The organism is Candidatus Marivariicella framensis (assembly GCF_982709265.1).
In genome coordinates this window covers 1-2,071 of record NZ_CEXPNT010000050.1, presented here as the reverse complement: position 1 = coordinate 2,071, position 2,071 = coordinate 1, and the positions used below count along the sequence as shown (strand labels likewise).

Here is a 2,071-nt window from a genome sequence, read left to right as displayed (position 1 = left end):
TATTTGAAATATGAGAAATGTTTTAAAGTATGGAAAACACAGGTAATCTCAGAAGGATATTCATGGGTACTATTAGTCCCCAAATTAGTTGTTTTGGGGTAAAATAAAATATATAAAGTATTAATAATCAGTATTTTAAGGTATATAGTTCAAATACTGCCACCCCGACAAAACTATTTATAACTATTTGATTTTCAAGGTGTTAAAATTAGTATTTTCTTTTAGCATCCATATACTTATAGATCTGAACATACTAAAGATGATATGTTAGTTATTTAACAGTAATTGTTCCATTCATACCCTCGTGTACTGAACATTGATAGTAATACCTTCCAGCAGCTTTAGGCATGCAACTAACAACACCATTAGTAGTTCCATAATGTTTTATTGTTTTTAATCTGTACGCACTGCTCCTCCCCAAATTTCCTCATTACAGAAACCAGTATAACAGAGCCAAATAGACCATATATTAAATGGAGTATAAATGTCAGTACTGTCAAAATTTACATTATTAGGGAATTCAGAATCATTTGGGAGAGAATGACTGAAAACTTCTTCATTACGATAATCACCCTCTAAAAGAAAAAGATCATTAACCTCACAAATATTATAATAACTAACCCCATCTAATTCAATTTCACTTGGTGGAAGTATAATTGGTCTTTCTTTTAAATAGAATACTGTTGAATTCACAAAATCATTTTCATTGGTTATGGCATTAGTGAAAGAAACTCTTAGTGTTTTATCCATATTCAATGAAATTTCATAGTTCATAAATTCTTGTCCAACTAAATTAGTCGTTGAGAAAGAGATTTTATTATACTCATTTTTTTTAAGTATTGTATAATTGTCAATGTTGAAGTTACCGTATTCTTCAGATGATACTAAAATCTTATTATTATTTGTAAATAATGACCAATCTGATTCACATATATTATTTCCATCATAATCTTCCAAAGTTGAATTTGAATAACTTATTGAAGAGAAATCTAAGGTAGTCGGAAAAGGTCCACTATATACTCCTGCATCAATAGATTCTTCTACTAGTTTAATGATTTTGGAAAATTTCCTATTATTATATATATTAATCCAATCTTGATTGGGGTTATCAATGAATTTGAGTATAAAAAATTCATCCTGATATAAACCCTTCATTAAATCGTAAAGAAGATTACTCATAATCGAATATGTTTTATCATCAACACATTCTAAAAAAGAAGTACAATCCCCATCTACATAGTTTTTATCAGAAAATGCAATGAGCCCTTCAAAATAAAAATCATTTATATCTATATCAACACCCATTGAGTTTTCTGAAATATCATTCACGGTAAGGGTTCCTATACTCCCTAAAGAAATCTGAGTATCTGTAATAACAAAATTCCCTCTCCTTTCAGTTTGATTTGTGTTTAAGATAAAAGTGTTGTTGGATTTTAAAATAATAAAATCTCTCTCAGATTCTGAACTTATTTTTTTACCAGTAGTAGTGTTAAAGTTCCATTTGTCAAAAATTAAAGACTGAATTTCTGATATTGCTTCAAAAGTAGCACTAATGTTTTTTGGTTGATTGATATCTATATCAATTGGATTTTCAACACCAGAAGCACCCCCACTCCATTCTACAAAACTCCATCCATCTGATGGCACAGCAGTTAATCTTACCACACTTCCAGAATTATAATCTGCAGTTCTTCCAGAAGAAACCAAAACCTCTGTAACCGTTCCCTCTCCTTCAGTAGAAGTTGATAAAGTATATGTTACCTTTTCAAATGATGCGGTAATAGTTTGGTTTGAGTTCATCGTTACACTCAAAGGATTATCAGTAGAACCGTTAGACCATCCTGAAAAAACATACTCTGAATTAGCTGTAGCCGTAATGCTTACTGATTCTCCAGAGGTATAAGTGCCTCCTGTTGAACTAACAGCTCCACCATCTCCCGCACTAACGGTGAGAGTATAATTTACAACAGGCGGAGGAGTTGTAGTGGTTGGAGGTGGTGTTGTAGCTTCACTTCCACTATCTGAAGAACAATAGGTTAATGGAACAAATAGTAAAACAAGAAGTAACTTT

1 protein-coding gene is annotated in these 2,071 nt (G+C 31.2%); it reads right to left on the bottom strand.

Annotation, left to right across the window (positions count from 1 at the left end; translation table 11 throughout):
- Window positions 1-393 precede the first annotated feature (393 nt).
- Window positions 394-2,071 (bottom strand): InlB B-repeat-containing protein (locus AC34EU_RS08750; protein ID WP_489696227.1); only part of this gene is annotated, 1,678 nt, incomplete at its 5' end.